General features: G+C 56.8%; 19 protein-coding genes. 11 read left to right on the forward strand and 8 right to left on the reverse strand.

Translation table 11 applies throughout. From position 1 onward, the window contains the following. Positions 1-6: 6 nt before the first annotated feature. Entirely contained in the window at positions 7-3,123 is a 3,117-nt protein-coding gene (locus A7E78_RS11915; RefSeq protein WP_072284490.1) for an efflux RND transporter permease subunit, read from the forward strand. A 31-nt stretch (positions 3,124-3,154) separates the two neighbouring features. After that, positions 3,155-3,766, forward strand: a complete 612-nt coding sequence (locus A7E78_RS15655; RefSeq protein ID WP_072284491.1) for a TetR family transcriptional regulator — start codon at positions 3,155-3,157, stop codon at positions 3,764-3,766. A 135-nt stretch (positions 3,767-3,901) separates the two neighbouring features. On the opposite strand, the gene A7E78_RS11925 is transcribed toward A7E78_RS15655, so the two are convergent. Further along, a complete protein-coding gene (locus A7E78_RS11925; protein WP_083553069.1) occupies positions 3,902-4,855 on the reverse strand; it encodes a DUF2950 domain-containing protein in 954 nt (317 codons plus the stop codon). A gap of 12 nt (positions 4,856-4,867) precedes the next feature. After that, positions 4,868-6,352: a DUF3300 domain-containing protein gene (locus tag A7E78_RS11930; RefSeq protein ID WP_072284492.1), complete on the reverse strand. Its 1,485-nt coding sequence runs from the start codon at positions 6,350-6,352 to the stop codon at positions 4,868-4,870. A 380-nt stretch (positions 6,353-6,732) separates the two neighbouring features. Between A7E78_RS11930 and A7E78_RS11935 the strand changes: the two genes are divergently transcribed. Then, positions 6,733-7,764 (forward strand): fatty acid desaturase, encoded by a 1,032-nt coding sequence (locus tag A7E78_RS11935; RefSeq protein WP_083553071.1) that lies wholly within the window; start codon positions 6,733-6,735, stop codon positions 7,762-7,764. Positions 7,765-7,857: 93 nt separating this feature from the next. Here A7E78_RS11935 and A7E78_RS11940 read toward each other — a convergent pair whose 3' ends face one another. Beyond that, complete coding sequence (locus tag A7E78_RS11940) at positions 7,858-8,043, reverse strand: DUF362 domain-containing protein (protein WP_072284493.1); 186 nt, start codon at positions 8,041-8,043, stop codon at positions 7,858-7,860. A gap of 254 nt (positions 8,044-8,297) precedes the next feature. Between A7E78_RS11940 and A7E78_RS11945 the strand changes: the two genes are divergently transcribed. Both A7E78_RS11945 and A7E78_RS11950 read left to right on the forward strand, forming a co-directional pair. Continuing rightward, positions 8,298-8,903, forward strand: coding sequence for a nitroreductase family protein (locus A7E78_RS11945; protein ID WP_072284494.1), 606 nt, complete (start codon positions 8,298-8,300; stop codon positions 8,901-8,903). A 46-nt stretch (positions 8,904-8,949) separates the two neighbouring features. Then, positions 8,950-9,213 (forward strand): hypothetical protein, encoded by a 264-nt coding sequence (locus A7E78_RS11950; RefSeq protein ID WP_072284495.1) that lies wholly within the window; start codon positions 8,950-8,952, stop codon positions 9,211-9,213. 143 nt (positions 9,214-9,356) lie between these two features. Here A7E78_RS11950 and A7E78_RS11955 read toward each other — a convergent pair whose 3' ends face one another. After that, a complete protein-coding gene (locus A7E78_RS11955; RefSeq protein WP_072284496.1) occupies positions 9,357-10,433 on the reverse strand; it encodes a KamA family radical SAM protein in 1,077 nt (358 codons plus the stop codon). A gap of 551 nt (positions 10,434-10,984) precedes the next feature. Between A7E78_RS11955 and A7E78_RS11960 the strand changes: the two genes are divergently transcribed. After that, a complete protein-coding gene (locus A7E78_RS11960; protein ID WP_072284497.1) occupies positions 10,985-12,589 on the forward strand; it encodes an oleate hydratase in 1,605 nt (534 codons plus the stop codon). A gap of 313 nt (positions 12,590-12,902) precedes the next feature. Further along, positions 12,903-14,351: a dicarboxylate/amino acid:cation symporter gene (locus tag A7E78_RS11965; protein WP_072284498.1), complete on the forward strand. Its 1,449-nt coding sequence runs from the start codon at positions 12,903-12,905 to the stop codon at positions 14,349-14,351. A 135-nt stretch (positions 14,352-14,486) separates the two neighbouring features. Here A7E78_RS11965 and A7E78_RS11970 read toward each other — a convergent pair whose 3' ends face one another. The 4 genes from A7E78_RS11970 to miaA form a co-directional block, all read right to left on the reverse strand. Then, positions 14,487-14,858: a PilZ domain-containing protein gene (locus A7E78_RS11970; RefSeq protein WP_072284499.1), complete on the reverse strand. Its 372-nt coding sequence runs from the start codon at positions 14,856-14,858 to the stop codon at positions 14,487-14,489. Positions 14,859-14,948: 90 nt separating this feature from the next. Then, positions 14,949-15,938, reverse strand: a complete 990-nt coding sequence (locus A7E78_RS11975; protein ID WP_072284500.1) for a glycosyltransferase — start codon at positions 15,936-15,938, stop codon at positions 14,949-14,951. Then, complete coding sequence (locus tag A7E78_RS15090) at positions 15,821-16,222, reverse strand: hypothetical protein (RefSeq protein ID WP_158516110.1); 402 nt, start codon at positions 16,220-16,222, stop codon at positions 15,821-15,823. Before A7E78_RS15090 ends, A7E78_RS11975 begins: the two co-directional genes overlap by 118 nt. Further along, positions 16,219-17,139 (reverse strand): tRNA (adenosine(37)-N6)-dimethylallyltransferase MiaA, encoded by a 921-nt coding sequence (gene miaA, locus A7E78_RS11980; protein ID WP_072284501.1) that lies wholly within the window; start codon positions 17,137-17,139, stop codon positions 16,219-16,221. Before miaA ends, A7E78_RS15090 begins: the two co-directional genes overlap by 4 nt. Before the next feature lie 261 nt (positions 17,140-17,400). Between miaA and pcnB the strand changes: the two genes are divergently transcribed. From pcnB to A7E78_RS12000, 4 genes are all read left to right on the forward strand, one after another. Next, a complete protein-coding gene (gene pcnB / locus A7E78_RS11985; RefSeq protein WP_072284502.1) occupies positions 17,401-18,693 on the forward strand; it encodes a polynucleotide adenylyltransferase PcnB in 1,293 nt (430 codons plus the stop codon). Between the two features lie 312 nt (positions 18,694-19,005). Beyond that, complete coding sequence (locus tag A7E78_RS11990; protein WP_072284503.1) at positions 19,006-19,959, forward strand: tetratricopeptide repeat protein; 954 nt, start codon at positions 19,006-19,008, stop codon at positions 19,957-19,959. A gap of 579 nt (positions 19,960-20,538) precedes the next feature. Beyond that, a complete protein-coding gene (locus A7E78_RS11995) occupies positions 20,539-22,524 on the forward strand; it encodes a hydantoinase/oxoprolinase family protein (protein WP_072284504.1) in 1,986 nt (661 codons plus the stop codon). Further along, complete coding sequence (locus A7E78_RS12000; protein WP_072284505.1) at positions 22,521-24,092, forward strand: hydantoinase B/oxoprolinase family protein; 1,572 nt, start codon at positions 22,521-22,523, stop codon at positions 24,090-24,092. The genes A7E78_RS11995 and A7E78_RS12000 overlap by 4 nt, the downstream gene beginning before the upstream one ends. Positions 24,093-24,098 lie beyond the last annotated feature (6 nt).

A 24,098-nucleotide genomic window follows, 5' to 3' on the forward strand; every position in this document is an offset into this window, starting at 1 on the left:
GCAGTAATGTTCAGTCGTTTTTTCATCGACCGGCCGATTTTCGCTTCGGTCATCTCCATCGTTATCGTTATTGCCGGCCTGGTGACCATGCGCACCCTGCCAATAGCCCAATATCCTGAAATCTCGCCGCCTACGGTTCAGGTCACGGCCAACTATCCCGGTGCCAATGCCGAAGTGGTGGCGGAAACCGTGGCCCAGCCCATTGAGGAACAGGTCAATGGCGTCGAAAACATGCTGTACATGTCCTCGACCAGTTCCAACACCGGCAGCTATACCCTGACCGTGACCTTCGAGGTCGGCACCGATCTGGACATGGCGGCGGTGCTGGTGCAGAACCGGGTGGCCATCGCCGAACCGACCCTTCCCGAAGAGGTCAAGCGCCTTGGAGTCTCCACCAAAAAACAGTCGACTAACATTCTGCTTATTGCCTCTCTGTTTGCTCCCGAGGAAGAATACGACACCCTCTACCTGAGCAACTACGCAACCCTGCGTATCAAGGATGAACTGGCCCGTATTAATGGGGTCGGCGATGTGCGTATTTTCGGTGCTCGGGACTACAGTATGCGCATCTGGCTCGACGCCGACCGGCTCAAGGCCAGGCAGCTTACTACCAGCGACGTGGTCGCTGCTCTGCGTGAACAGAACGTGCAGGTCGCCGCCGGTATGGTTGGCCAGGACCCGGCCCCCAGCGGGCAGAGTTTTCAGTATACGGTGACCACCCTCGGTCGCCTGAAGAATGTCCAACAGTTCGGCGAAATCATTGTCAAGAATGCAGAGGACGGCCGCCTGACACGGGTTAACGACGTAGCCCGCATCGAACTGGGCGCCAAGAATTACGGCGAACGGACCCAGTACAAGGGTAAACCCTCGGTGGCTATCGGTATCTATCAGTTGCCCGGCGCCAACGCTTTGGATGTGGCCGACCAGGTACAGGCCAAGTTGGCTAACCTGTCCAAGGATTTTCCGGAGGGTATGGCTTATCATGTGCCTTTCAATACCACCACCTTTGTCGATACCGCTATCGAAGAGGTAGTACAGACCCTGCTCATTGCGGTGCTGCTGGTGTTTGTCACCATCTTCGTCTTTTTGCAAGACTGGCGTGCGACCCTGATCCCGGCCATAACCATTCCGGTGTCGTTGATCGGTACCTTCGCCGTTATGGCCGCTCTCGGCATCGGCATCAACTTGATATCGCTGTTCGGCATTGTTCTGGCTATCGGCATCGTGGTCGATGACGCTATCGTGGTGGTGGAAAACACCGTCCGTAATATCAACGAGCTGGGATTGTCGGCCCGCGAGGCGACGATTCAAGCTATGGACGAGGTGACCGGGCCGGTTATTGCCACCACCCTGGTCATGCTGGCGGTGTTTGTGCCCACCGCCTTTCTCGGCGGCATCACCGGCCAGCTCTACCGGCAGTTCGCCCTGACTATCTCTGCGGCTACTGTGTTCAGCTCCATCAACGCTCTGACCCTCAGCCCGGCTCTCTGCGCACTAGTGTTGCGGCCCACCCAGGTCAGTAACAAGGGGTTTTTCCGTCTCTTCAACAACTCTTTTGACTATACGCGCAACATCTACGCCCGGCTGTTGTCCGGCCTGATCCGCCGCGCCGCACTGACCCTGGTCCTTTTTCTGATTCTGGCCGGCGGCGCCTTTTGGGGATTCAGCCGACTGCCCACCGGTTTCGTGCCGGCTGAAGATCAGGGCTACGCCTTCGTCAGCATTCAGTTGCCCGATGCCGCTTCCGTGGAGCGCACTGCCGAGGTGGTCGAAGAGATCAACCGTCGATTTGCCAGGATGGACGGTGTGCGGGATTGGGTTTCGATTATCGGCTTCTCCCTCATCGACATGGCCCCAAGCTCCAACATGGCCACCGTCTGGGTGGTATTCGATCCCTGGCAGGAACGCAACGCCCCCCATCTCAAACAGGATGCTCTGGTCGGCCGTATGTGGAAGGAGTTCGCCGACATTCAAGAAGCACGGATCTTTGCCTTCGTCCCGCCGGCCATTCGCGGACTCGGTTTTGCCGGCGGTTTTCTCATGGAGTTGCAGGATCGCGGAGGAGTCGGTCTCGATACCCTGCAACAGGTGGCCGGCGGGGTGATTCAATCCGCCAACAGTCAGTCTCAGTTACAGCGGGTCTACAGCACCTTTCGCGCCAACGTACCGCAGCTCTATGCCGATGTCGATCGTACCCAGGCCAAGACCCTCGATATCCCCTTGAATAACGTGTTCGATACTTTGCAGGCTTACCTTGGCTCGGTGTATGTCAATGACTTCAATAAATTCGGTAGAACCTATCAAGTCAAGGTGCAGGCCGACGCTCCCTTCCGCAGCAGCGCCGAAGATATCCGCCGTCTGGAGTTGCGCAACAATCGCGGCCAGATGATTCCTCTGGGAAGCGTGGTGGATATCGATGAAGCGGTCGGGCCGCAGCTGGTCAAACGTTACAACATGTATCCTTCGGCCACCATCAACGGTCGGGCTGGCCCGGGCCACAGCTCCGGCGAGGCTCTGGCCCTTATGGAACAGCTGGCCGATAGCAATTTGCCGGCCTCTTTTGGCTACGAGTGGACCGGCATGTCCTATCAGGAAAAGATCACCAGCAGCCAGACCCTGCTGATCTTCCTGCTGGCGGTGACCTTTGTTTATTTGGTACTCTGTGCCCAGTACGAAAGCTGGTCGAGTCCCCTGATGGTCATTTTGTCGGTGCCCCTGGCCCTGCTTGGCACCGTCGGCGCGGTTATGGTTCGCGGCATGGACGTCAACGTCTACACTCAGATCGGTATCGTGTTGCTTATTGCCTTGGCCTCTAAGACCTCGATTCTGATCGTCGAGTTCGCCAAGTCCAAGCGCGAAGAGGGGGAAGAGATCGTCGAAGCCTCCCTTGGGGCGGCAGCGCTGCGCTTTCGTCCGGTGCTGATGACCGCTTTCACTTTCATCCTCGGTGTAGCCCCGCTGGTTATCGCCAGTGGCGCAGGTTCCGCCAGCCGCCAGGCACTCGGCACCGCCGTATTCGGCGGCATGATCGCCGCCACCCTGCTGTTATTGATCTTCGTGCCGGTCTTTTACGTGGTCATCCAGAGGGCCAGTGAAAAGATCCGGTCCCGTTGGAAAGGATAATTATTCTGATGTTGCCGAAGGAGATTCGCTGATGGCCCGCAAAACCAAAGCCGAAGCCGAACAAACCCGGCAGGATATTCTGAACGCTGCGCTGGAGTTGTTCCACGAGCGAGGCTATTCCCGCACTACCCTGGATCAGATCGCCCGCAAGGCCGGGGTGACCCGCGGTGCCATTTACTGGCATTTCAAGGATAAGGTCGATCTCTTCGTCGGACTCAAGGACGAGATCGAGGGGTCGGCTGGAATACGCCTTGAGGACCTGTTGCAGTTGCAGGTCAATTCCCTGGTCGATATACAGGACGGGCTGTTGCGATATTTTCGTCAGCTGGAGCAGGATCAGCGCTTTCGTAAGTATTTCGAAACGGTGATCTTTCGTACCGAGTTTACCGATGATCTCTTGCCAGTGCGGGATCAGTACCAGAACAAGCTGCGCCGCCGACAGCAAAAGGACGAGGATGACCTGCGGCATTTGCAGGCTGCCGGTCAGGTACGCGCCGATGTCGATTGTGTCCAGGCGGCCCTGGCCCTGCGTGCCCTGATGATCGGCCTGCTGCATACCTGGCTGATGGACAGCGAGGCTTTTTCACTTACCGAACAGGGTGGTGCCCTGCTCGGGGATTTTTTAAAAAGTCTGCAGCCCTGAATGGAAACAGGACTGAGCGCCACGCCTGAGTTTATGTCAATTTAATCCCCGTTATTTGTTGAAAAGAAAAAGGCCATCCTGATTTACTAAACCAGGATGGCCTTTATTTATCCTTGATCTGCAGCTGGTCAGAACTCAATCTTCGTACTTTTGCCAGCTGTCGTCTGGGTCAAAATCGGTCATGGCCAGGGCCTTGTCGGCGGTCTCTTCCCCGAGGTCCTTCTCATAGATCACTCCTTCCTGATTGACGATAAAGGTCATGATCCCCGAAGCCTCGTACTTGGCGGGGTAGGCGACCATGGCAAAACCGAGCACCATCCGTCCCCCGGCCACGTAGTTAAAGGCGCCGCCCCTGGCATGGGTACCCTGGGCCTTGAGGATTTTGAAGAAATAACCATGAAACGGCTCCGGAGGGTTCTCAGCCAGTCCGTCCTCGTAGCCTTCTTCGGTGGCCCTTGCGATCAGCAGGCCGAAGGGACTTTCTGTCTCGCCCTCGGCTACCGGCCAATAGAGGCCGTCCCTCTGGCCTTCACTGCTCGTTAGTTTCTGAGCGAAGGTCGGATTCACTTTGTGATGCCGGTTGCTGGCATATTCCCGTTGAGCCGCGGTATAAGCTCGCATGACCTCGATGGTGTGCAGCTCGTTGCGACCGATGCGTCGGTTAAGGATTTCTTCTCTGCCTGCACTTGTATCGAAGACCCAGACGTCGCCGTGTTGTCGAAGAGGGATGGGGAAGGGATAATCCTTGTTGCCGATGATGAGTACGGCCTTGCCTGCCTGATCTTTATCAAGGCGGTGTTTTTCGGCAAAAACCTGTAAAAAGCGTTTTCGGCTGTTTTTATCCGCCACCGGATCACCGGACGTGATCAGGTCCTGGGCGTCGGGGCCGAGGATCGCCAGCAGTACGCTGTCATCATCGTGCTGCACCGCCGCCACCAGACTGACCACGGCCTGCTGCGGGGAGTCAAATCCATGCCGGTCGGTCGGGACTTGGATTGAAGTGCGACAACCTGCCAGCGCAATGATCATTGCCGTCGCACCGAAAAACCAGCGCAGATTTCTTTGTCCATATGTCTTCGGCAGCATCATGGATGTCCCTTTCTATCGCCTGTTGCGGTCCCGATAACTGTGGTTGATTCCCCTAGTTGTACGGTTTTCTCGGGTGTTTCCCGTTCGGCCTTGCCAACTGTTGCGGCCCCGTTCGCTCGATCGGCGCTCTTTCACACCCTGATCGATGCGGTTGAAGGCACTATCCCGGGGCTGCCGACGCGGTTGGCGTTCTACTTGTTGCCGAGGTGCTGTCTGCTCGATTCGTTTCTGCCGCTGCATCCGTACCGCCGGTTGGCTTGCCTTTCGGTCCCGCCCCACTCGCACCTGTTGCGACTTTTTGTATTCGCTGCGGTCAATCCGCCGCTGCTGGCGGGTCTCTTTGGTCATTTGGCCCCGCTGTTTCCGGTCCCGCTCAATCTGGGTCCGTATCGACCGGTTGGTGTCCACTCTGGTCCGTGGCTGCCGGATGCTTGGGGTCATTGTACCTCTGTGCCGGTTCGTCTCAACTCTTTCTCGGGTTTGCGTTGTGCGTTCTATTTGCTGGCGGTCAATCCGTTGTTGATCCATCCGTTGGCGAGTTCTGTCGATGCTGCGTCCGGTGCGAATCAACTCCTGTCGCTGCGGAAACCCCCGGGTATCCCGTCGGTAATGAAGGGTACGGGGTGCCTGGTCGTACTTTCGAGCCGTACGGTTGTCGCGATAGGCGACTCCGCGCCGGTATGCCGGGGTGTGATGCCAGCGACCGTGATGGGTATACCAGCGAGTGTGGTGGACATAGCGCGGTCGCTTGTGAACATCAATATGAACGTAGCGCCGGTGCCAGTTAAAATAGCTCCAGTTGCCGTAGCTGAAACTGAAATAGAAGCCCGGCCAATACCCGATGCCGAAGCCGATGCTTACCCCCGGCGGTCCCCAGTACCAGGGCGAGTAGGCCGGATACCACCAACGGCCGTAAATCGTCACAGGATCATAATAGGGTACATAGACAATTCGGGGGTCTGCCGGTTGAATGATGATCGTCTCTTTTTCAACCACCACCTTCTGGCGGTCGCTGCTGGTCAGATTGCCCTGCGCATAAGCCGCGGCCCGCAACTCCTGCACCGTGTCCATGACCTGCTCTTCTTGTGCAAGAAACGCGTTGCCCAGATTGGTGGTCTCGCCGATCCGCTCACTCATCAGACTCAGAATATCCGGAAAGTGGCAGAGCGCTTTGACGCTGGGGTCCCAATATTCGTCTGCCAGCGCGTCATCAAGGGTTTCGCCCTGCAAATGCCGGTTGTTTTTGCGCCAGCGATCGGCCTCGATTACCTCGATGGGGTAGGTCGACGCCATCAGGATCTGAGACAACAGGGAGTCGGGATACAGAGCGATCGGCGCCAGCATCTGAGCCAGCTCTTCTCGACTGTAGGTTTCTGACGCCTCCGCATAGCCGTTGTCCTCGGCCCGAACCTGTGTCGGCAAAAAGGTAAAGCCGAAAACAAACAGAGAAGCGATGATCAGCCCAAGGGCCAGATGATATAGGGTTGCTGCCTTCATGACGACCTCCTAAAAGGTACGGTCTCGCTTTAATTATTAACCTGCTGGGCGGCTGACGCAAAGTTCCAGCTTTGCTGTTGTTGTTTTAAGACGGGGAAGTGGCGGGAAGGTTTACGTTGGGGTTTGTTGATGGCCGGGGTTTATTAGCTGCCAAGATATTTCAGTGTGGCATTAAGTGGCTGGGAGGGTTGGGGGCAGGCCACTTTTAGCATGCAAAAAGCAGCCAGGACGAGCACGGACAACCTGTGGTTGAAAAGAAGAGAGAATAAGCGAAAATAAATATTATGGTGGGATGGATTCATCACCTTCTGCACGAAAAAAGTTTCCCTTGATCAGGACCAGGTCTCTTAAGGCAAAAATAGCCGGACGGAGGTTTGAAAATGGATACAGGTAAATCGAATAGCCCCAACAGCAAAGAAAAAAAGAAAAGCTCTGGCCACGTTTGGCCCGAATGGTATCCGGAACTGGCAACGTTTCGACATTCCGACAGCCGAAAGGCCATCTGGCAGTTGCTTAACACTCTGGTGCCGTACTGTGGCTTGTGGTATTTGATGGTCTTTTCGATTCAACTCGGGTCCTCTTACCTGGTAACGCTTCTGTTAGCCTTGCCTGCCGCAGCTTTTCTGGTCCGAATCTTCATACTTTTTCATGACTGTGTACATGGTTCTTTTTTCTCCAGCAAGGGCGCCAACACCTTTTTCGGTTATCTCCTCGGCTTGCTGGTATTTACCCCATTTGAAGACTGGCGTTTCAGTCATCTGCGGCACCATGTAACCTATGCGAATCTCGATGCGCGGGGTTTCGGTGATGTGTGGACCATGACCCTGAAAGAGTACCAGAACTCCCCGAAGAGAACACGCCTCCTGTACAAGCTCTACCGCAACCCTGTGGTGTTGTTCGGGCTGGGGGCGATATTCCTTTTTCCCATGCGCAATCGGCTGCCGACGCGCCGGGTAAAGCGCAAGGAGCATATGAGCGTTGTTTTTACCAATCTGCTCATTTTTATCGTCATTTGGGTTGCCGATAAGGTTATCGGGTGGAAGACCTATCTGTTGATTCAGGTGCCGGTTCTGTTGTTTTCCGGAACAGCAGGAATCTGGCTGTTTTACGTGCAGCATCAGTTCGAGGGCGGCTATTGGGCGACAAAAAGTGATTGGGTGCCACTGCGCGCCGCCATGGAGGGCAGTTCGTTTTATAGATTGCCGGCTCTTTTTCAGTGGTTTTCCGGCAATATCGGTTTCCACCATGTCCACCACCTGAGCCCGCGTATTCCCAATTACCTTCTGAAAAAATGTTTCGAATCAATCCCGGCGCTACAAGCGAAACCGCCGTTGACATTTCTAAAAAGTCTGCCTTGTGCCAGGCTAAAGTTGTGGGATGAAGGGCGAAAAGAGATGATGGGCTTTCCTTGATAGATTTTGTTGTTGGTGAGTAGAAAAATACCGGGACAGATATTTTTTCAATTAAATCGGTCCCGGTATTTTTGTCCTTTTCAGGGCCGAAGTCTAACCGCCGGTTTTTGTCCACTTGATGGCATACATCGGACAGACATCGTCACATGTTCCGCAATCGTTGCATGTTCCTTGATCGATGACGTAGAGTGGATCCCCGAGCGTGATAGCGCCTACAGGGCAGACGGGCTCGCAGGCGCCGCAGGCGATGCAATCTTCAGTGCTGTAATGAGTTCCCATGGCAGTTCTCCTTGGTTCTTAGGGTGTTCAGGATTATTTGCACTATTTAGCATTGGTTGCAGGGAATATGCCGAGATTTATTAGCACAAATGTTGGTTTGAGCCGGTGTGGGCGATGCGATTTTAAAGATAGGTGAGCAAGTCAAAGTGTCAAGTCGCTGGGGAGAATTGCGATTGCAGATGTCAAAACAAGAGCGAAAGTTTTCAAACGCTATATACTGGTAAAATCGAACTCCTAGCCCAAAGGAGCAAAGCATGGAAACCTTCGATGCCATCTATCAGCGCCGGGCAGTGAAACACTACGATCCCGAGCATCGCCTGACGCCGGAAGAAGAGACCAAACTGCTGGAGGCCGCGATTCAGGCGCCGACCAGTTTCAACATTCAACACTGGCGCTTCGTCATCGTGCGAGATCCGGAGCTGCGGCGAAAGATCCGTACCGAGTACAGCCCCGACCAAGCGCAAATGACCGACGCTTCGCTATTGATCATCATGACCGCTGACGTCAAGGCCTGGGCCAAAAAGCCCGAGCGTTACTGGTGCAACGCGCCCAAAGAGGTTGCCGAACTGCTGGTTGATTGGATGGGGCCCTTCCACGAAGGCCGGGAATGGCTGCAGCGGGACGAGGCGCAGCGCTCCATCGGTATGGCCATGCAGAATATGATGCTGGCGGCCAAGGCGATGGGGTATGATAGTTGTCCGATGATCGGGTACGAGATCGAAAAGGTCGCCGAGTTGATCAACTTGCCAGACGATCACGTTATGGGGCCGATGCTGGCAGTGGGAAAGAAGATCAAAGACGTCTGGCCCAAGCCCGGCCAGTTGCCTTTAAGCGAATTAGTTATAGAGAACAAATTCTAAGGGTGTATTTTAGAATCAAATAAATCTGCCACTGATGGGGGGATGGATGTCTAACGAGAAGATCAAGGTACGGGTGACGGAAAGCGATCAGGTCATGAGCGTTCAGTTGATCGAAAAGCGCCCCGAGCGGATCAAAGTCTTGCTCGGCGAAGGGGATCACAGTGTCCGCTGTGAGCTGCTGCCGACCCCCAACGGTCGGGCCTATGCCGGCACGGTGATGGGACGGGAGATCGTTTATGAGCGCAGTCGCCAGGAAGTAGAGGAGGATATCGCTAAATTCAAGGCGACTTTTCGCCAGCACGGACGGTGATGATAGAGGCAGGCCGTTGTAGGTCGTCGTGCAACACCTTTGAATAAAAATCCCCGCCGGGTTTCTGGCGGGGATTTTTATTTTAAAGGGAAGGCAGAACATTCACTGTTTTCTGCCTTCTCAGCTCATGCTCTAATCTTCAATCACTCTGGCATATTGGGAATCTTGGTCGTCGCCCCTTTGTAGTTGCGCAGCGTGTATTCCTTTTCGTCCTTATCAACAATGTAATAGTCCGGCATCAGCGGAATCTTGCCGATATTGGTCGCCAGCACGTACATCGGTTGGGCCAGGCCGGTGGTGTGTCCGCGAAGCGCATCGCGGATCAGTTCGGCGCCTTTTTCTACCGGGGTGCGGAAGTGGTCGATGCCCGGCGCCGGCTCGCAGTAGAAGACGTAGTAGGGGCGAATGCGGGTGCGCAGCAGTTTCTGGTGCAATTCTTTGAAGGTCGGTACGTCGTCGTTGATCCCCTTGAGTAATACCGCCTGATTGCCGACATTGATGCCGCAACTCATCAGTTCGTAAATGGCCCGTTCGGTGTCCCCGGTGATCTCCTTGGGATGATTGCATTGGGTGTTGATCCATACCGGCACCTTATGGAAGCCGCCAATGGCCTTTTTCAGGCCCTCGGTAATCCGCTGCGGTAGCACGATGGGCAGGCGGGTGCCGATGCGGATCATCTCGATATGCGGCATTTCCCGGAGTTTGGTAATCAGGTATTCCAGCTTTTCATCGGATAGCAGCAACGGGTCGCCGCCGGTTATGAGGACATCGCGTATCTCCGGGTGCTCGGCGATCCAGGCCAGGCCTTCATCAACATCGAAGCGCAGCTTCAGTTCCTGGTCGACCACCAGCTCTTTGCGGAAACAGTGGCGGCAATAGATGCCGCAGACCTCGGTAACGGTAAAGGCAATGCGGTCGTGGTATTGGCGGGCAATGCTGTCCGGACGCACTTCTTCGGTCTCCCGATTTTCCTTCCACATCAGGTAGTGATCCATGCCGTACTCATTGACCTGCTCTTGCAGTGATGGCAACACCTGGCGACGGATCGGGCAGTTGGGGTCGTCCTTATCCATCAGTGAGGCGAAATAGGGCGTGGTGCCCCATTTGGTGCGCATGGTCCGGATGGCCTTGCGCTCTTCGTCAGTGATGTTGATGTATTGTTCGAGTTTCTCGAGAGTGTTGACCTCGTTTTGAATCTGTTCGACCCATGTTTCTGACATTGGTTCTCCTTGTCTGGCGGTAGATTACAGGAATACGTAAGGCGCAATCCAATAAACAGGATTGCGCGAACGAAGCTGCATCAAGGCCGCAGACGAAAGCGAATAGGGGGTCAGAATGGTCGACTGCGGTTAGCAGCGTCCCGAATGTGGTTATTCGATTGGAAGTAGACAGAGCGACCCGCGACCCGATTCTGTGGATGGCCCAGAACCAAGCGCTACTCTGAAAGGAAAGGGGATCTGCGAAGCATCGCACTGGGCAATGTTCTTAGCGATCCTCTTGCGGGACCAGAACGGAACACCCTGGCGGGGTGCCGTCTGTGATGCTTCATAGTACAGGGATTGGTGGCCAAAGGTCAAATCCGGCTCGGTAGCAGTGTCTTGAAGACTTCTTGATCAGGGCATAAAGCGGGGAATTCCGCGGGGTAAAAGCCCCTCCAAACTTCGGGGTGGTGTAACTCCAAATGGCGGCAAGAGGCGATATAATTAAAAACAGAACAGGCATAAATGTGGGCAGGATGGAGGGTGCCGATCATCGGAGGGGAAATCAGGTGATGCGAAGAGAAAAAAATGCTAACCCGAAAGATGCCAAGGTCTATCTCGTCGGTAGCGGCATCGCTTCGCTGGCGAGTGCCACCTATCTCATCAAGGATGCCGGAGTGCCTGGAGAAAGCATTCATATCCTGGAGCAGGACACTGTAGCTGGTGGTGCTCTGGATGGTGCCGGCGATGCGGAACACGGGTTTGTTATTCGCGGTGGCCGCATGCATGAAAAACATTTCGTCTGCTATTGGGATCTTTTGTCCAACATCCCTTCCTACGATAATCCTTCTGTGTCGGTTAAGGACGAGTCTTTCGAGTTCAGTTCCCGTTTCGTTTCCCATGCTCAGGCCCGTCTACTCAAGGATGGCAAACGAATGGACCTTTCCTCCTTCGGTCTCTCTATCAAGGATCAGGCGGACCTGCTGAAACTGACCCTTGCTTCGGAAAAATCGTTGGACAATCTGCGGATCGAGGACTGGTTCAACAGGGAGTTTTTCGACACCAATTACTGGTATCTGTGGGCGACCATGTTCGCCTTCCAGAGGTGGAGCAGTGTGGCTGTGATGAGGCGTTACATGAAGCGCTTTATCCACCTGCTGGATGGGATGCCCCATCTTGGCGGCGTCATGCGCACCAAATATAACCAGTACCACTCGGTGGTCATTCCCCTACAACGCTACCTGCAGGAAAGAGGTGTACAGTTTCATCTGCAGACCCGGGTGGTCGATATCGACTTCGATCTGTCTGCCGATCTGAAGACAGCTACGGCTTTGCACACGGTTGGCAAGGATGGAGTTAAAGAAACCATTGCCCTCGGTAAAAACGGCTATGTGTTTATCACCAACGGCTCCATTACCGAAAGTACCGATCAGGGTTCCTGGATCAGGCCGCCGGTATTGAAAGACAAGTCCAGCTCAGGAGCGTGGACGCTTTGGGAAAAGATTGCCAGCAAAGATAAAGCGTTTGGTAATCCCGGTGTCTTCAGCGACCAGATCGATCTGCAGAAATGGTACTCGTACACAGCGACCCTGCGAGACAGTACCTTTCATGAATATATGGAGGACTTTTCCGGCAATTTGAGTGGCACCGGTGGTCTGGTGACGCTGGTCGATTCCAACTGGTTGATGTCGATTGTTATAGCCCGGCAACCGCATTTCCCCAACCAGCCGCAAGGGGTCAAGGTTTTTTGGGGATATGGCCTGTTCCCTGATCGAGAAGGGAATTACATCAAGAAGAGAATGTCCGATTGCAATGGCGAGGAGATACTCGAAGAACTCTGGTACCATTTGAGGATACAGGAACTGATGAAGCCGGTGGTGGACGCTGGTAAGGTCAACTGTATACCGGTGGCCATGCCCTTTATCGACAGTCTGTTTATGCCCTGCGCCGAGGGGGATCGTCCCGATGTCCTGCCGGATGGAGCAACCAATTTGGCTTTCCTCGGCCAGTTTGCCGAAGTGCCGAAGGATTGCGTTTTTACTGTCGAGTACTCGGTGCGTTGCGCCCAGATGGCGGTGTATGGTCTGTTTGATACCGGCAGGGATGTTCTGCCGGTCTACGATTCGATCCACAAACCCGCTGTGCTGATCAAGGCGTTGAAAGCCATCTCCAGATAGAGAAGGCATGGCGCGGCAGGAAAGGTCGGGCGGCAGCAACCCCAACGGCTAAACAAGACCCGGCAGCCGTTTCAGAAATCTCTTCCGCCCGTTTCCTTTCATCCCTCATATTCCGTGCTACATTTTAGATTATTCCCTTATTTCGTTCCGTTCTGGAGCGGTAGGGTTTTGGCGGGTTCTATAATTCGTCGATGTACTGTTTTTCCTGGCTCGAAGTTTGACAGATCCATGGAGAAAGACTTGCAGTTTTCTTTCATCACGCGTCGCGCCGGGCTAATTCTTTGTTTCGAGAGGAAAGAAAGGGATTGCCGTTATGCCGCAGGCGTCGGAAACAACCCACCCCCTGGAGTTGCTTCATCCCCGCTCCCTGAAATTTCTGGCCGACTATCTACAGTCGCTGGTTCGCGGGCGCCTCTGGTTGCAGGTGCTGATTGGCATGCTGCTGGGGGTCGGCACGGGGATTCTGCTTGGCCCGTCCCTTGGCTGGGTCCGTCCGGCGGCTTCCGTGGTGATCGGCGACTGGCTGGCTTTTCCCGGCAAGCTGTTTCTGGCCCTGATCCAGATGATTGTCATTCCGCTGGTGGTCGCCTCGGTCATTCGCGGGTTGGCCGCCACCGAGGATGTGGAACAGCTGCGCCGCATGGGGGTACGGGTGGTGCTGTTCTTCGTTGCAACTACGGCCCTGGCCATTGTTATCGGCCTGGTGCTGGCTTCTCTCATCAAGCCGGGCAACTTCGTCGACAGCAGCGCCCTGCAGGGGACCGGAGGAGGCGTCCCACCTGCGACGGTTGAGACCTCGGGGCCGGTCGGTATCGATCTCAACAGCCTGCCGCAAAGGGTAATCACCCTGCTGCCGGTTAATCCCCTCACCTCCATGGTGGAGAGCGACATGCTGCAGGTGGTGATCTTCTCCATGGTTGTTGGGGTGGCGCTGGTGATGATGTCGCCGGTCCAGTCCCAGCCTCTGCTCGATCTTCTTGGCTCGCTGCAGGCTGTGTGCATGACTGTGGTGCGCTGGGCCATGCTGCTGGCGCCGCTGGCGGTGTTCGGACTGTTGGCTCAGCTTACCGCCCGGCTCGGGACCGCAGCTCTGTTAGGCATGGCGGTCTACGTGGGCACGGTACTGCTCGGACTGCTTACTCTTTTTTGTGTCTACCTGCTGATCATGTTCCTCTGCTTGCGGCGCTCCCCTTGGTACTTTATATGCTCGGTGCGGGAGGTGCTGCTGTTGGCTTTTTCCACCTCCAGTTCGGCGGCGGTCATGCCCCTGTCCATCAAGACCGCCGAAGAGAAGCTTGGCGTGCGTCCCTCCGTCTCCCAGTTCGTAATCCCTTTGGGGGCGACCATCAATATGAACGGCACCGCACTCTACCAGGGGGTGGCTGCCCTGTTCCTGGCGCAGATCTACGGCATCGAAATCAGCCTGGCCGGTATGGTCCTGATTGTGGTGACCGCCGTGGGGGCCTCCATCGGTGCGCCCTCCACCCCCGGGGTGGGGATAGTCATCCTGGCCATGGTGCTGTCGACAGTCGGGGTGCCCGCAGCTGGCATCGCCCTGGTGCTGGGTGTGGACCGCATTCTCGATATGAGCCGTACCGCCATCAACGTCTGCGGCGATCTGGTAACGGCCCAGCTCATGGATGTCTGGGTCGGCGGCAAGACCAGCGCCCGCCAGCAACTCAAGGCCGAAGCCCGAAGGGAGCTGGAGCGGGCCCGCACCGGGGCCGATGTTCTCACCGGCCCCGGTCCAGGTGAAGCGTAAAGCTAAACAACGTCCTTCAATAACAAACAACGCAGGGGCCACCTTTGTGGATAACGACATTCAATAGAAAAAGCCTTCGCAGTCAGGGTGCGAAGGCTTTTGTTGAATAAGTGTCGTGTCGCTGAATTGTCTTGGTCAACTCTTATGATGGCGTACCCAACGATCAATAGCTTCGCCATCGCTTTCCGGCATATCGAGAAATTTCAAGCCCATGCCGGGCTCGAGGGTCGACTCTTTACTGAATTGGCGGTTCCAGACCACCTCGCATTCGCATTGAACAATCTTGAGAATCGGAGCAGGCAAGGGGATCTCCAGGCGGAAGCGGGTGCCTATTTCCCGAGGGTTGACGGTGCCGATGAACATCCCGCCCAGGCTGATATTTTTACCATAGCCGAAAAAGCTCTTGCTGCCGCTGGCGTTGATAATGTTCAGAATAATCATCGGCGAGCGCAAGTGTTTGCGTTTCTGGGCTTCTTTAATTTCGTGGGAGACTTGCTCTTCGCTCATTTCTTCATCCTTTTCCGGACATTATCAGCGGTTTTCCCTCCAACGTACAATATTTTGACAGGCCAGGCAAACATTATGTTTTTCAGGCTGTTAAGGCAGGGCTCCCTGATGAAGGCGCAGCTCGGCCAACTGTTCGGTAAGACAGGCGCTTGCAGGTAGACCGGCGGCTTTCAGAAGTTCGGGGACGACGGTCTCTGGTTGGCAACGAGGGAAAGACGTGGCGCACAGATGATGGATCAGGCGGGTGGTCTTGAGACCGTCGAACCAGTCGTGAAAGGCTTTGAGGAGAGCATCCGGAGTGCCATGGTTGCCTTTAAGGCGATCCCATAGGACCGGAAATTTTTCTTTTTGAAGAAAATCTGCCAGCGGCTCACAGTATCGGCCGGCCCGCTGCAGCAATGTCGCACCGTCAAGGTTTAGCTGATCGTTGGCCAGTTGCAACCACTCGCCGAGCACCGTATAACAGGCCGCCGGATAAAAGAGTACCGCCTCGCTATCCCCGGCCAGCAGGGCACTGACGCTGCGGCCGGTGCCGAAAGGGGTGCGCCTTGAGGGGCGGGCCGAAGGATAGACGACGGTGCCGCTGAGTTGGGCGACCCCGGCGGTTTTGGCAAGCTGCTGCAGAAAGTAGAAATCTTCACCGGCTTGGCGGCGGTTCATGCCGCCGGCGCGGGCATAGGCCGTGGCTCGGCAGGCCATGGTGCTGCCGACGGTGTGAAATGCATAGGGCGAGCCGGCTAGAGTCAGCCCGAGAAGGTGGCAGCGTAAAAAGAGTTCGTAGCGGGCGATGGCCCTGTCATGAACTTGGTCGTTACCTGGCTGATGACAGAAGGGGATGACGGCCGCTCCGGAGACCGTGTCCTGAAAATGCTCATGCAAGGCGGGCAGATAGTCGGGGCGCACCAGGGTGTCGGCGTCTAGGGCGATGAGCAGCGGGTCCGATTGCCCGAAGGTGAGCCGTTTCAGGGCCAGATCGAAGCCGACCTTACGGGCCAGGCCGACCCCGCCGTCCTTGATCGGCAGCTCCAGGCCCGGTGAGGCTGCATCGATCCAGGCCAGTTGCAGGCCTGGCCGTTCCACGAACCCGCAGCAAGTTCCCTCAGGGTGTGGCAGTTGTCTTCTTTCTCCTCAGCGGTACTGTCCGGGCGTTGGTTGATTACCAACAGAATCAGGGTGTTGGCCAGGTGTTCGGCTGGATTGGCGGCCAGGGAATAGAGGGTGGCCGGCAAGTTGTTGCTTTCGGCCAGGGCGGGGACCACCACAGCCATGGAAAAATCGTGACGCTCGTTGCCGGTGATCTGCCAGGGGCCATCGATAGCACGGCTGGCGCAATAACGCAAAACGGGTTTCGGCAGACTGTTCATTCTGCAGAAGCCCGGGGTTTAAGACCCCGTTCGGCGGCGATTGCCAGCAGCTGGGCAAGAGGGTCACCGCACCCTTCGAGCCAGTGAATGACGACCCCGTGTTTTTCCATGCGTCGAAACCAGGTTTCCTGGCGCTTGGCGAACTGATGGATGGCGCTGTTGAGCTTCTGGACCATGTCGTTGCGGTTCAGTTGGCCTTGCAGGTGTTGGGCGATAAACCGATATTCAAGGCCATAATATTCGAGGCTGGCATAGGGGATGCCGATCTCATGCAGCCCCCGCACTTCCTCGATCATACCTTCTGCAAGGCGTTGTTTGAGGCGTTCGGTGATGCGTCGACGCAGTACCGGACGGTCCCAGCGAACGCCAAATATCAGCGGCTTTATTGGCGGCAGGGGCAGGGGGGGGGTATTCCGTTCCCCCGTGGCAATCTCGATGGCCCGTACCAGTCGTTCGCGATCCTGCAGGTCGCTGGTATTGTGCTGTTCTGGGCGCAATTGCAGCAGTCGTTGCTGCAGCCCGGTCAGGCTCAATCCGGCCAGTTCAGCACGCAGTGCCGGGTTCTCCTCCACTTTGACCAACTGGTAGCCGCGCAGCGCGGCATCGAGGTAGAGGCCGGTGCCGCCCACCAGCATCGGCAATCGACCGCGGCCTTGGATGTCTTTAAAGGCCTCGACGAAGCGCTCCTGAAAATCGAAGACACTGAATTCGCTACCGGCCTCGACGATGTCGATGAGATGGTAAGGGATGTCGTCATACTCGGCCAGATCTTTGCCGGTGCCGATGTCCATGCCGCGGAAGACCTGGCGGGAGTCGGCGGAGATGATTTCACCGCCGAACTGCTGAGCGGCAGCCACACCGAGGCGGGTTTTCCCGGAAGCGGTCGGGCCGAGGATAACGAGCAGGTTGCAACTCATAATTTTATCAAGATCCTTACTTTGCAAAGCGGCGTGAAAGGTTAAACTTAAGCTTGCAACACCGCGCAGGCCTATAGGGCCTTTTATGGCCAGTACAAAGACGCCGATCGCTATAATAGAAGTTATTGTCGGCAAGTTCAATGGTTGCGCCTAAGGTGCTTGATTCCTTCTTTCTTTTGGCGGTTATCTCTGGTAGGTTTAGCCAACCATAATCCACTCCGTTGCCGGTTCATTGGCACAGCCTTCTGATACTGTTATCTTATGACTTCAGTACCCTGCGACACCGATTCCACGAACGATCAGGCTCTCGTTGTACCCCGCGCCGAGCACTGCATCTCCCGAAAACAGATCGACGAAAATACCCTTAAGGTTCTCTACCGGTTGCGTCGGCATGGTTACCAGGCCTATCTGGTAGGCGGCGGAGTGCGTGACTTGCTGCTTGGTCGTCAGCCGAAGGATTTCGACGTCGCCACTGACGCCACGCCGGAACAGGTTAAGGGGCTGTTCCGAAACTGCTTTCTGGTCGGTCGGCGGTTTCGACTGGCCCATATCCGCTTTGCCGGTAATTATCTGGTTGAGGTCGCCACCTTTCGCCGTCAACCCCGCCCCGAGGAGCTGCCTGCCGACACCGACGAGCACTTTTTCTTTACGGAAAATGTTTTTGGGTCTCCTCGGGAAGATGCCTTTCGCCGGGATTTCAGCATCAATGGCCTGTTTTACAATATTGAAGACTTTTCGGTTATCGACCATGTCGGAGGCTTGCAGGATCTTGCCGATCGGCGGTTGCGTGTGATCGGTGACCCTCTGGTGCGATTCACCGAGGATCCAGTGCGCATGTTGCGTGCCCTTGAGTTTACAGCCCGGCTCGGCTTTAATCTTGACGAATCGGTTCGGCAGGCTATTTACTTGCGGGCGCCTCTTATCGCCGAGGCGGCCACGGCCCGGATTCGCGAAGAGCTGATGGAGCTGTTTCGCCACAAGGTTGCGGCGCCCGTGCTGCGTGACGCCCAGTCTCTCGGTTTGCTGCCCCACTTGCTGGGCGGTTTTGAAGGCGAGGTCGAGACCTTTGAATTGCTGGAGCAAATCGATCGGCGCACCGATTCCGGTCGGCCCATCGAGGAACATCTGGCCTTGGCGGCGCTCTTTCTGGAGCGTTATCGGCATGCCTGTCAGGCTCAGGAGATCCAGACCATCGGCGACGCCATCCGTATTGCCAATCATCTGCTGGTGCCCCATTGCGGATATTTTCGCATTTCCAATGCCATTCGCCATCAGGCTCGTGAACTGCTGGTTGGATTTTTTCGCCTGGCCCGTGGTCGCGGTCGGCGCGGCGAAGGACGCTTTCTGCGGCATCCTTTTGCTTCTGCATCGGTGGAGCTGTTCAGTCTGTGGAGCGAGGCGAGCGGCCGGGAGCAGGAACTGGCGGCCGATTGGCGGCAGGCAATCGAAGGCATTGCTGATCCGTCGGCTAAAAAGAAACAAGGGGAGGCAACTCGCCGACGGCCCCGGCGTCGCCGCAAGAGTCGTCGGCCACCGGTGGATAAGAAGGCTTAGCGGAGAGGTGGGCTGAGACTTGCAGCCAGCTTGAGCTTATAAATCAAAACCGGCGGGTTGCGGCTCCTTTTTCAAGAGTTGGTTGCTGAAACGATCGACTCACTTCTCTTGCCAGCAGTGGTCGAAGGGGCTGTTGAGTTTAAAAAATAACTCGTATAGAAATATTTCAGTGACCCTGGGCATTTCAGTCCAATATGAGTAAAGTTAATAATAAGCCTAACAAAACCAGGGCAACTGTTCCCATCCTTGTACAATTAATAAAAGGGCCTATTTGCAGCCCCAGCGTGCGTTCTTAACAAACGAGGAGGAGCCATGCAATGTCCCCGTTGTCAGGCCATCGTTTCCGAGCAAGCCAGGTTTTGCGATCAGTGCGGCGTCCGATTAGTCAACGATGTCGAGGGGTTGCATGAAAAGGCTCTCGATCTTTATCATCGCGGCAAGATCGATGAAGCTCTCGCCTTATGGACCGATGCCGTAACGCAGCAGCCCGATTTTAGCAGGGGTCATTACCATCGGGGTATGGCCCTCTATGATCAAGGCGATCTCGGCGAGGCGGTAGCCGCTTTTCGCCAGGCTCTGCAGGGCAGCAACGAACCCTTTCGTGTGCTGTTCAAACTGGGCATGGCCCAGTACGGCCTCGGTGATCTGGCCGGTAGTATCACCAGCTACCAGCAGGCCCTGGAGTTGAATCCGGGCAGCGCCGAGACCCTTTACCGTCTTGGCCTGGCTCATCTGCGCCGCTCCGATCTGCAAGGCGCTCGTCAGGCCCTTGATGCGGCCATCTCCCTCAATCCCAAGTACACGCGGGCCCTGTTCATCCTCGGTATGGTTTACTCCCAGCAGGGTGACAATCGACAGGCCATCGAACAGTTTCGCCAGGTGGTGGCAGCCAGTCCCGCCTATACGGCGGCAACCTTTGAGCTCGGCATGGCCCTTCATCGGGAGCGGGATCTGAAGGAAGCGGCCGCTACCTTTGAGCAGGCCGTCGATCACAGCCCGCGTTTTGCCCCGGCCCATTACATGCTCGGCGAAACCCGCCATCAGTTGGGGGATCAGGCCGGTGCGGCCGCGGCGTACCGGCAGGCGTTGGAAATCAACCCCAAGGACTTCGCTTGTTGGCTGAAACTGGCGGAGTGCTGCCTGCATCTCGGCTGCCTTGGGGAAACTCGACAGGCTTTGGACGAGGCCTTGGCCCTGCAGCCGAAAAATCCGGATGTGCTGGCGTTGGAGAGGCGTTTTAAGGAGCGTTGCGATAGGGGAGAGTAGCTTCTGATTGGGTTTCTTTGGAGGAGAGTTTCTTCTCCTTAAGAGTTGTAAGTCGACCGGTTCCGCCCGGTCGGGCGGGTTACTTTTCTTTGTACCGACGAAAGAAAAGTAACCAAAAGAAAACGGTCCCACCGTTTGCCCGCCTCTGGCGAGTTCCCTCTCTCCGGGAGTTTTAATCTGGGAAAGACGAGATTCGCTGCGCTCAGACGTCTTTCTCTTCCGGATTAAAATCCCTGCGTTCGGCGGCACTCACAGGGGGTTGAAAACCGTAAATCGTGAGGCGTAAAGCGTAATACGTAAGACCTGATCCACCCCCCCCCTGTGACGCAGCCGGAGCGGAGTGGACGTTTTGCGAAAAAGGCGGGGAAACTGTTTGAGCGCAGCGAGTTTTTGCCCGCCCGCAAAACGTCTGCGTAGCGCAGGGCACCCGAAGGGTAAGGAGCCGGGGCGCCTCTTTCTGCCTACTCTTTTTTGGCGCGTAAAAAGAGTAGGGCGTCGCGCGGGGACGCAACCCCGCGGTGTTTCAAGCGAAAATAGCAACGATCTCATTGAAAAAACCATCGTAAACGGAAACAACTCATGTCTCAAAATCAACAAACCACCCGCCTGCTAGGCGTCGACACCGGCGGCACCTTTACCGACCTGGTACTCCTCGACGGCAACGAGGTGCGAACTTACAAACTCCCTTCAACCCCCGATGATCCGTCCCGGGCAGTGCTCGAAGGAGTTCGCCATCTGTTGGGTGATGATCAGGGGCTGGTTTTTCACGGCTCGACGGTGGCGACCAACGCCCTGTTGGAAGGTAAGGGGGCGAAGGTGGCTCTGGTGACCACCGCCGGGTTTGGTGACCTGCTGCAGATCGGTCGTCAGAATCGGGGGCAGCTCTATGCCCTGCAGCCTGCCGGGCGTACGAGCCTGGTGCCGGCCGATTGGGTGGTGGAGGTGCAGGAGCGGATTCTGGCGGACGGTACGGTTGAGCAGGAACTGAGGGAATCCGAGATTGAAAGAGTAGTCATGGAGGTCAAGGCGACGGATTGCGAGTCGGCGGCTCTCTGCCTGTTGCACTCCTATGCTAACCCGGAGCACGAGGCACGGTTGGCTCGAGCTCTGCTGGCCGCAGGCTGCCAGGTGTCGGCTTCCCATCAGGTGTTGCCGGAATATCGGGAATTCGAACGGGCCTCGACCACGGCGGTGAATGCCGCTGTGTCGCCGGTAATGAGCCGTTATCTTGAACGTTTGCAGGCCGGACTCGGTAAGCGGCCGCTACGTATCATGCAGAGCAACGGTGGCGCCATTATGGCCGGAACTGCAGGCAGTGAGGCGGTGCGCACCATTCTGTCCGGTCCTGCCGGGGGGATGGTTGGCGCTTTTGCCGCGGCCCGGGCGGCCGGCTGCGAGCAAATCATCACCTTTGATATGGGCGGCACCAGTACCGACGTCGGTCTCTGCGATGGCCGTATCCCCTTGACCTCCGAAACGGTCATTGCAGATTGGCCGGTCAAGGTACCGATGATCGATATTCACACGGTCGGTGCGGGAGGCGGGTCCATTGCCCGGATCGATGCCGGCGGCGCACTGCGGGTCGGCCCGGAAAGCGCCGGAGCTGACCCCGGCCCGGTCTGTTACGGTCAGGGCGAGCGAGTGACTGTAACCGACGCCAATCTTTACCTGGGGCGGCTACGTCCGGACCTTTTCCTCGGGGGGCGTATGCCCCTGGCGGTGGACCGGTGCCGGAAAGCGGTGGAAGAGTTGGCTGCGCCGACCGGTCTATCACCCCAGCGCCTGGCTGAAGGCATTATCGAGGTGGCTGAAGAGACCATGGCCGGTGCCCTGCGAGTGGTCTCTGTAGCTCAAGGCCATGACCCTCGGGATTTTACCTTGCTACCCTTTGGGGGCGCCGGCGGCTTGCATGCCTGCGCTCTGGCTGAGATGCTGGCCATGAAGCGGATTCTGATACCGGCCCATCCCGGCCTGCTGTCGGCCGTGGGACTGGTGCTCGCCGACGTGATTCGCGACTATTCCCGTTCGGTGCTGTGTCCGGGAAACGTAACGCAAGCAGTGCTGGCAGAACTGTTTCATCCTCTGGAACAGCAGGCCATTGCCGAGATGGGCGCCGAGGACATTTGCGGGGATGACCTGCAGCTTGAACCCTCCCTCGATATGCGTTACCGGGGCCAATCCTTTGAGATCACCGTGCCTCTGGCGGGAGATTTTTGTCGCACCTTTCACGAGCGTTATCAACACCTCTACGGATATAGGGACGAAAAACGGGAACTGGAGATCGTCACCCTGCGCTTACGGGCTCTCGGTCGCGGCCCCCGTCCCGATCTACAGCACGGTTTATGCGGCCCCGGGGATTTTACACCGTTGGTGATTGAACCGCTGGTAGTGAACGGGGAAGAACATCTCTGCCCGGTCTATCAGCGAAACGCCTTGCCTTGCGGTGCTGCCTTTTCCGGTCCGGCTCTGATCGTCGAGGAGACCGCCACCCATCTGGTTAACCCCGGCTGGCAAGTGCGGGTGGATGATAAGGCTAATTTGCTTCTGGAAAGGGAGGACGCATGAATCCGTTAAAAGTCGATCCCATTCGTCTGGAAGTGCTTAAAAACCGTTTCGCTTCTCTCACCGAAGAGATGGGTGCGGTGCTCATGCGCACCGGTTTCTCCCCCAACATCAAGGAACGGCGGGATTTTTCCTGTGCTCTGTTCGACCGCAGCGGCGAGATGATTTCCCAGGCGGCCCATATTCCGGTGCATCTCGGTTCCATGCCCTTGTCGGTGTCAGCCGCCCTGCAGCGGGGCGATCTCGCTCCGGGGGATATGGTGTTGCTCAACGACCCCTATCGGGGCGGCACCCATTTGCCGGACATCACTTTGGTCAAACCGGTTTTTTTTGCTGACGAGGAGCAACCGGCCTTTTTTCTTGCCAACCGTGCCCACCACGCCGATGTCGGCGGTATGAGCGCCGGATCCCTGCCCCTTTCCAACGAAATCTTCCAGGAAGGATTACGGATTCCTCCGGTCAAGATCGTCCGTGCCGGCCACCTCGATAAGGACCTGCTGGCGATGCTGTTGGCCAACGTACGCACTCCGGTGGAACGGGAAGGGGATCTCAACGCCCAGATCGCGGCCAATCGGGTTGGCGAACGACGTTTGCGGGAAGTGGTGGACCGTTACGGTTTGGCGGAAACGGAGCGCTACGGCTACGCCCTGCTCGATTATGGCGAACGGTTGATGCGGGAAGTGTTGGCCGCTATTCCCGACGGCCAGTATGATTTTGTGGACCAGCTCGACGATGACGGCAACGGTTCGTTGCCGATTCCCATCTGCTGTAAGCTGACCGTAGCCGGTACCGGTGTCACTGTCGATTTTACTGACAGCGCCCCGCAGGTGCAGGGGTGCGTCAATGCGGTGCGAGCCATCACCCTGTCGGCGGTGTTTTACGTTTTTCGCTTGTTGTCGCCACCGGGCATGCCCGGTAGTGCCGGCGCTATGCGGCCTATCGCCGTGTGCACCCGACCGGGGACGGTGGTCGATTGCACCTTTCCCGCAGCGGTGGCCGGCGGAAATGTCGAGACTTCGCAGCGTATCGTCGATGTGCTGCTCGGTGCGCTGGCCCAGGCTTTGCCGGAACGGATCCCGGCGGCCAGCTGCGGCACCATGAATAATTTGACGATCGGTGGTTGTGATCCCCGAAGCGGTCAACTTTTTGCCTATTATGAAACGATCGCCGGCGGTGCCGGTGGCGGGCCGGATGGCCCTGGTGCCAGTGGCCTGCAGACCCATATGACCAACACCCTCAATACCCCGGTAGAGGCTCTCGAGCACGCCTACCCCCTGCGAGTACGGCGCTATTCATTGCGTTCGGGCAGTGGCGGGGCAGGGCGCTGCCGCGGCGGTGACGGGGTGGTTAAAGAATTGCAGCTGCAGGGCGAGGCCCGCATCACCCTGATCAGCGACCGGCGTCGGCAGGGACCGTACGGGTTGGCCGGAGGTCAGCGGGGTCAATCGGGCCGCAATGCTCTGTTGCGCAATGGCGAATGCCGGGAGCTGCCCGGTAAATGCACCGTCGACGGTCAGCCCGGTGACGTGCTGGTGGTTGAGACGCCGGGCGGCGGGGGATGGGGAGTTTGAGCAGAT

Source organism: Syntrophotalea acetylenivorans (assembly GCF_001887775.1).
GTDB classification, from domain to species: domain Bacteria; phylum Desulfobacterota; class Desulfuromonadia; order Desulfuromonadales; family Syntrophotaleaceae; genus Syntrophotalea_A; species Syntrophotalea_A acetylenivorans.

Excerpts from the sequence above, each read along its gene's own strand:
- A7E78_RS11915 (WP_072284490.1), top strand. The coding sequence starts at position 7 with ATGTTCAGTCGTTTTTTCATCGACCGGCCGATTTTCGCTTCGGTCATC.
- A7E78_RS15655 (WP_072284491.1), top strand. The coding sequence starts at position 3,155 with ATGGCCCGCAAAACCAAAGCCGAAGCCGAACAAACCCGGCAGGATATT.
- A7E78_RS11925 (WP_083553069.1), bottom strand. The coding sequence starts at position 4,855 with ATGATGCTGCCGAAGACATATGGACAAAGAAATCTGCGCTGGTTTTTC.
- A7E78_RS11930 (WP_072284492.1), bottom strand. The coding sequence starts at position 6,352 with ATGAAGGCAGCAACCCTATATCATCTGGCCCTTGGGCTGATCATCGCT.
- A7E78_RS11935 (WP_083553071.1), top strand. The coding sequence starts at position 6,733 with ATGGATACAGGTAAATCGAATAGCCCCAACAGCAAAGAAAAAAAGAAA.
- A7E78_RS11940 (WP_072284493.1), bottom strand. The coding sequence starts at position 8,043 with ATGGGAACTCATTACAGCACTGAAGATTGCATCGCCTGCGGCGCCTGC.
- A7E78_RS11945 (WP_072284494.1), top strand. The coding sequence starts at position 8,298 with ATGGAAACCTTCGATGCCATCTATCAGCGCCGGGCAGTGAAACACTAC.
- A7E78_RS11950 (WP_072284495.1), top strand. The coding sequence starts at position 8,950 with ATGTCTAACGAGAAGATCAAGGTACGGGTGACGGAAAGCGATCAGGTC.
- A7E78_RS11955 (WP_072284496.1), bottom strand. The coding sequence starts at position 10,433 with ATGTCAGAAACATGGGTCGAACAGATTCAAAACGAGGTCAACACTCTC.
- A7E78_RS11960 (WP_072284497.1), top strand. The coding sequence starts at position 10,985 with ATGCGAAGAGAAAAAAATGCTAACCCGAAAGATGCCAAGGTCTATCTC.
- A7E78_RS11965 (WP_072284498.1), top strand. The coding sequence starts at position 12,903 with ATGCCGCAGGCGTCGGAAACAACCCACCCCCTGGAGTTGCTTCATCCC.
- A7E78_RS11970 (WP_072284499.1), bottom strand. The coding sequence starts at position 14,858 with ATGAGCGAAGAGCAAGTCTCCCACGAAATTAAAGAAGCCCAGAAACGC.
- A7E78_RS15090 (WP_158516110.1), bottom strand. The coding sequence starts at position 16,222 with ATGAACAGTCTGCCGAAACCCGTTTTGCGTTATTGCGCCAGCCGTGCT.
- miaA (WP_072284501.1), bottom strand. The coding sequence starts at position 17,139 with ATGAGTTGCAACCTGCTCGTTATCCTCGGCCCGACCGCTTCCGGGAAA.
- pcnB (WP_072284502.1), top strand. The coding sequence starts at position 17,401 with ATGACTTCAGTACCCTGCGACACCGATTCCACGAACGATCAGGCTCTC.
- A7E78_RS11990 (WP_072284503.1), top strand. The coding sequence starts at position 19,006 with ATGCAATGTCCCCGTTGTCAGGCCATCGTTTCCGAGCAAGCCAGGTTT.
- A7E78_RS11995 (WP_072284504.1), top strand. The coding sequence starts at position 20,539 with ATGTCTCAAAATCAACAAACCACCCGCCTGCTAGGCGTCGACACCGGC.
- A7E78_RS12000 (WP_072284505.1), top strand. The coding sequence starts at position 22,521 with ATGAATCCGTTAAAAGTCGATCCCATTCGTCTGGAAGTGCTTAAAAAC.